Annotated in this window: 8 protein-coding genes and 1 pseudogene; 1 reads left to right on the top strand and 8 read right to left on the bottom strand. The window is 66.0% G+C overall.

All coding sequences use genetic code 11. The features are described 5' to 3' along the window. Positions 1-638: pseudogene (locus RT028_RS19765) on the top strand (penicillin-binding protein 1C); the annotation flags it as partial. Positions 639-674: 36 nt separating this feature from the next. Here the strand turns inward: RT028_RS19765 and RT028_RS19760 are convergent. From RT028_RS19760 to RT028_RS20435, 8 genes are all read right to left on the bottom strand, one after another. Continuing rightward, positions 675-1,451 carry a response regulator transcription factor gene (locus RT028_RS19760; protein WP_312937102.1) on the bottom strand — a complete coding sequence of 259 codons (777 nt, stop codon included), beginning with the start codon at positions 1,449-1,451 and terminating at the stop codon, positions 675-677. 115 nt (positions 1,452-1,566) lie between these two features. Beyond that, on the bottom strand, positions 1,567-2,037 hold the full coding sequence (locus RT028_RS19755; protein WP_312937100.1) for an A24 family peptidase: 471 nt from the start codon (positions 2,035-2,037) through the stop codon (positions 1,567-1,569). A gap of 316 nt (positions 2,038-2,353) precedes the next feature. Then, positions 2,354-2,923, bottom strand: a complete 570-nt coding sequence (locus RT028_RS19750; RefSeq protein WP_312937098.1) for a DUF4136 domain-containing protein — start codon at positions 2,921-2,923, stop codon at positions 2,354-2,356. Between the two features lie 18 nt (positions 2,924-2,941). Beyond that, entirely contained in the window at positions 2,942-3,571 is a 630-nt protein-coding gene (locus RT028_RS19745; RefSeq protein WP_312937096.1) for a DUF4136 domain-containing protein, read from the bottom strand. A 24-nt stretch (positions 3,572-3,595) separates the two neighbouring features. Next, on the bottom strand, positions 3,596-4,345 hold the full coding sequence (locus tag RT028_RS19740; protein WP_312937094.1) for a methyltransferase domain-containing protein: 750 nt from the start codon (positions 4,343-4,345) through the stop codon (positions 3,596-3,598). Then, positions 4,342-4,647, bottom strand: coding sequence for a nucleotide pyrophosphohydrolase (locus RT028_RS19735; RefSeq protein WP_312937092.1), 306 nt, complete (start codon positions 4,645-4,647; stop codon positions 4,342-4,344). The genes RT028_RS19740 and RT028_RS19735 overlap by 4 nt, the downstream gene beginning before the upstream one ends. 79 nt (positions 4,648-4,726) lie before the next feature. Continuing rightward, positions 4,727-5,590, bottom strand: coding sequence for a MaoC/PaaZ C-terminal domain-containing protein (locus tag RT028_RS19730; RefSeq protein ID WP_312937090.1), 864 nt, complete (start codon positions 5,588-5,590; stop codon positions 4,727-4,729). A 1-nt stretch (position 5,591) separates the two neighbouring features. Then, positions 5,592-5,715: hypothetical protein (locus tag RT028_RS20435; protein ID WP_409567317.1), on the bottom strand; the 124-nt coding region annotated here is incomplete at its 5' end.

Raw genomic sequence — 5,715 nt, 5'->3', positions numbered from 1 at the left:
GTGACAGCCAGCGCGGCATCGTCGCAGCGCCCGAGCAAGTGCCGGATTCGGTGGGGGTGGCGGCGATCTGCTGGCCGCTGGGCCAGCCCATGGCGCGCAAGGACGACAACTGCCGGCGCCAGCGTTTCGCCTGGACCTTGCAGGGCACCACGCCGCCCACCTTGCAGGCCGCTGATCAGCCGCTGGGCCTGGGCCTGAGTGAAACCGTCTGGGTCAACCCGGACGGGCTGCGGGTCGATGCGAGTTGCCCTGACGCCAGGTCCCGGCCAGTGGCGCTATGGCCGGCCGCACTGGAGCCGTGGCTATCGCGCCAGGAGCGGCGCGCCGCACGCCTGCCTGGCATCGACCCGAACTGCCCACCGCACGTAGCGATCAGCGCGCCGCCGTTGTCGATTGTCGGGGTGCGCGGCGGTGACCACCTGCGCCGTCCGGCCAGCAACCGTGAGCCTTTGCAACTGCAAGTCTCGGCACTGGGCGGCAATGGTCGGCGCTGGTGGTTCGTCAACGGTCAGCCGCAGGGTGAAACCGTCGACCAGCAAGCCCTGACGGTCTCGTTCGAGCAGACGGGGCGGGTCGAGCTGAGTGCGTTGGACGAAAGCGGGGAAACCGCGCGGGTGGAGTTTCAGGTCAGTGATTGACGGCGCAGCAGCCCGGCGCGCCCCGGGCCGCTGCAGTCAATGCGCGGTAAAGCGTTGATGCAGCGGCGAGCTGCGCGGTGTGAGTGCCAGGGCCAGTTGCGTGCGGTTGTGCATGTGGGTCAGGCGCAACACCTGTGACACATACAGTTTCACGGTGTTTTCGGTAATGCCCAGTTCGCAGGCGATCTGAAAGTTGGTTTTGCCCTTGCTGACCAGTTGCGCCACTTCCAACTGGCGCGGCGACAGCTTCTGGAACGCGACCGGCAGCTCGGGCTCGCTTTCGGCAGGGTCGCTGGCGCGGCGGTGCATGGTGTGGCCGCGGGCTTTTTCCAGGTCCTGATACAGCTCGTCGATCGACTCAGCCAAATGGTGCAGGCGCTGGTTCAGGCTGCCCAGCTCACGGGCCTGACGCCGTCGCTCAAGCAACGACTGCTCCTGGCGACGCACGCCCGCGAGCAGCTCGTCGTTGTCGACCGGCTGCTGGTAGTAGTCGGCAATCCCTCCACGAAGCGCGCGGATCAGATCAGCCTTGTCGGCATGACCGGTCAGCAGGATCGTCTCGAACAGGCGCGGTGGATGGGTGACGGCCTTGAGCTCGCGCACCAGCTCGATGCCGTCCGAGTCAGGCAGGTGCAGCTTGCACAGCAGCAAGCTGATGGCGCTGTCGTTCTGATAGAGGCTCAGCGCGTGTTCGGCGCTGTGGGCAGTGACGCAGTTGTAACCATGGTGTTCAAGAACATCGCAGAGCGTTTCGGCGTCTGCGGGCTGGTCATCGATGACCAGCACTTTCACCTCGCTGACATTTTTACTCATGGTCAACTCCCTGTTGCTTGAAGGCCCTGATCCCGGGCCTGCCATTTACGGCAATGAAAAACCTTCGTCCCGCGCTCCGGCGCGAGGCGTCATGGGGTTATGACCACAGTCGTTGCTAGGGGGTCCAAATCGATGTCAGGAGAAATCCGACCAGTACATAGGGCGCAAAGGGCTGCTTGTCATTGATCTGCTCGGCTAGGGCCTGCAAGCGTTTCTTCACCTTGGGATGCAGCAGCGCCAGCAGCCGGCGACGCAGGAGCATCCACAACACCACGCACACCCCAGCGCCGATGAACGTGCCCAACACATAATGGTGACTGCTGGCCAGGGCCAGTGCCGCCACCAGCTTCACATCACTGGCGCCCAGCCGGCCCAGCCAGTAACCCGGCAGGGTCAGCAGCATGACGATCGCCAGCCCCCAGCCGGCATCACTGGCCTCGGCCCCCAGCCAGCTGGTGCCGGTCATGAACAACCAGGCCAGGGCACAGGCGCCAACGCCGAGGGTCAGGGTTTCAGAGACCTGACGCTCACGGACATCCTGTTCACTGCACAAGGCCAGCCACATCAGAAGGACCATGCTGTGCATCGATCGATTGCCATCCTTGTATCAGGGCGTGGTGCCAGGCATTGGTCGGAGTTTTAGTGACTCGCCTGACAACGCGTTGGGATATTTCCTACATCGTTAGCGTCAGGGTAGACGTGAACTGCGCACCCATCAGGTTGCCTGCGAAAAAACCTGAGCAAAGGGACAACCGATCCGCTGTTTTGCATCACGGCAGTGTCGCGACGAGGGCCTGCTACAAGAAGACGGCGCCCTGAGCACTGCAGCAAACGCCAGCGGAGCCATCAAGTACGCTACGTTGCGGCAGTTGACGGCGTTCTGCCACTACTGAGCAGCGCTATCAGCGCGGCGGATAGTGCGTCATCAGTTCGCCCACGGTCTTCTGAATCGCTGCACTGCGTTCCTGCGGGCCCGGCAGGCTGCTGTTCATCATCTGCTCGGCACTGCCGCGCCAGACCAGCTTGCCGTCGCCGCCATCGAACAGGTCGACCTGGATCGTCGCCACCTTGTAGTCGACGTTGCGGGTTTCATTGAACATAGGGCCGCCCCAGTAACCGTTCCAGCCACCGCCCCAACCGCCCCAACCGCCGCCGTAGCTGGTGACGACTTCACGTTGGCGGTCTTCGACGATGAGGTAGGCACGCGCCTTGAGGTCGGCGCGAGCGCCGGCTTGCACCGGGCGCAAGCCGCGCTGGTCAAGCTGGCCGGCCACGGCCTGGCGGATACGTTGTTCGGTCAGATCGCTCTTGATCCGCGGATCGTCTGGGCGGTACTGCAGCGCAGGGTCTTCCCAGGCCCAGCTGCGGTAACCGGCGAAGTCACGACTGCCGTCGTAGTCGTGCTGGACATTGGCGGTCGAGCAGGCGCCCAACAGCAGCACGGAAGCGAGCATAGCGAGAGGGCGCAGCATGATGATGTCTCCTGGCGTTCAGCGTGGGGGATAGCCGCTCAGCGCTTTCTGCACGGTCTCGCGCAGCGCCGCTTCACGGTCACGGATCGATTGGCTGCCCGTGCCGCTCTCGGCGCTGGCACTCCAGACCGCCTGGCCATCGCGGGCATCGAACAGCTCGATGTGTACCACGCTGACGTCGACCTGATAGGTGCGCGTGATCGGCACACTGCCGTAGGCGCCATAGCCGTTGCGATAACCGCCGTAGCCCACCCCTCCGTAAGGGCTGGAATACGGGTCGTAGCTGTCGTAGTCGCGCACCTGCCGCACACGCCGTTCGATGCGCAGGTCAGCGCTGACCCACAGATCAGGCTGGCCGCTGCGGGCCGGGCGCAGACCCTGCTGATCCAGGCCCTCGGCCACCACCTGCGCCAATTGCGCGGGGTCGGTGTTGGCGCCGGTGCTGGGCAAACGCGCGTTGCGCCAGGCCCAGGTACGGTAGCGCCCGTAGTCGCGAGCGGGGGCTGGATAGGCGCTGGCATCGAAGGTGGTGGCGGCCTGTGGCGGTGCCGGCGGCAATGGCCGGCTGCTGGCGACATAGGGATTGGCACTCTGGCAGCCGACCACGGCAAGCGACAGCAGGGCCAGGCACAGCAGGCGATAGAACATGGGTCACTCCCGGTAGCGAATCGCTCAGCGCGGTCGGCAGATCCAGTGCAGGTAACGGCCGAGTCCGGCGAAGGCGGGGTGTCGGCGGTGGGCCAGTTCCATTTCGAGCAGGTCGTCCAGTGCCGCCTTGGCCTGGAAGTCCCGGGGCATGTAGTCGTGAAAAACCCTGACGCCGCTTTCCTCTTCGACCTGCCAGTGCGGCTCAAGTTGCGTGCGCAGTTGCCGTGGGTCCACGGGGCGTTGCGGGGTCAGGCTCTGTTTTTCACCCGCCAGTTCATTGCTGCGCAGTTTGCGGAAATGGCCTTTGAGCAAGTTGCGGTACACCAGCGCATCACGGTTGTAGAACGCCAGCGACAGCCAGCCGCCCGGCGCGGTGAGGCGCAGCAGGGTGGGGAGGATGTCTTGAGGTTCGGCGAGCCATTCCAGCACGGCGTGGCACAGCACCAGATCATAGGGCTGGGCGAGCTGCTCGCCCAGCGCCTGCCACGGTGCCTGGATGAAGGTGGCCCGTTGCCCGGCGTCGGCAAAGCGCTGGCGCGCACCGTCGAGCATGGGCGCGGCAGGTTCGGCCAGGGTCACGTCGTGGCCTTGCTCGGCCAGCCACAGGGCCATGTGGCCAAGGCCGGCGCCGATGTCGAGCACGCGCAACGGGCGGGGCGGCAGGGCGTGTGTCAGGTCAGCCCGCAGCACGGCCAGGCGGATCGCGCCCTTGGCGCCGCCGTAGATCTTTTCTGCGAAGCGCGTGGCGAGTTCATCGAAATGGCGGTCGTTCATTTGCCGAACCGCCGCTCGCTGTCGGCCAGCTTGGCGCGCACCACCTGGTCCATGTCCAGGCCCAGCTCGCTGCACATCAGCAGCAGGTAGAGGATCACATCCCCCACTTCCTGCCCGGCATGGGCCAGTTGCTCAGGCGCCAGGCGGCGGGATTCGTCTTCGCTGAGCCACTGGAAGATTTCCACCAGCTCGGCCATCTCCACACTGGCGGCCATGGCCAGGTTCTTCGGGCTGTGGAAACGTTGCCAGTCGTTGGTGTCGCGGATGCGGTGCAGGCGTTCGGTCAGTTCTTGCAGATTCATAGGCTCTCCTTTGCCGCATAGCTTCCGGGGAGGCCGGCGGCAAAGCAAGCGCGTTGGGGCCTGACAGGCCCCCTGTGGGTCAGAGCGCTGCCCAGCGCCCCGACATGTGCAGCCGCTGCTCCTGACCGTGCAGGCGCAGCTCACCGGCGGGCCCGGCTTCGGTGGCACTGAGCACCACCTCGGCCGGCAGGCGCACGGGCTTGTGAAACTCGACCTCGAAGCGGTAGCCGGCCTTGGGCAGATGCCCTTGCAACGCCGCCAGCGCCATGGCCTTGCTCCACATGCCGTGGGCGATGGCGCTGGGGAAGCCGAACAGCCGCGCGCTCAGGGCGCTGAGGTGGATGGGGTTGTAGTCGCCGGCGACCTTGGCGTAGCGCCGGCCGATGTCACGGTCGGCGTACCAGCGCGTGGCTTGCACCAGGCCGGTGGGCGCGGGGCGATCGGCGGTGTCACTGGCTGCGGGAGTCGAGGTTTCGAGTGTGAGCCCGCGTACCAGCATGCGGCTGGTTTCGCGCCACAGCAGGCCGAGGCCATCGGACGCTTCGCTGACCAGGTCGAAGGTGCCGCCCTTGGCGTGGGGTTGCAGGTTTTCTGCCCAGACCGCCACCTGCAAGCCCTCGAGGCCGCCCAATGGCCGCCGCACCTCGATGCTGTTGTTCAGGTGCACCAGGCCCAGCAAAGGGAAGGGGAAGTCCGCACGGGTGAGCAACTGCAACTGCAGGTTGAACGCCATCACATGGGGATAAGTGGCCGGCAAGCGGCCATCGTCGGGGAAGTGGCACAGCCGCCGGTAGGCCGCCAGGTTGTCCGGCTGTACGCGCAGGTAGCAGCGCAGGCCCTGGGTGGGCAGCGTGCTGCCGCTGATCGTGCGCTTGCGCAGCGCGCGCAGGTACAGGCTGGCGCGCGAGTCGGGGCTGTGCAGGTCGAGCCATGGTCGAGTCATGTCACGCTCCCATCAGTGCCTGGCCGCAGACTCGCAGTGCCTGGCCGGTCACCGCACCACTGCCGGCCTGGCCGAGCCACGCCACCGCCTCGGCCACATCTTGTGGCCGCCCGCCCTGGCCCAGC

Origin of the sequence: Pseudomonas sp., assembly GCF_032058845.1 — a bacterium.
GTDB lineage: Bacteria > Pseudomonadota > Gammaproteobacteria > Pseudomonadales > Pseudomonadaceae > Aquipseudomonas.
This window is presented reverse-complemented; position numbering and strand designations above follow the sequence as displayed.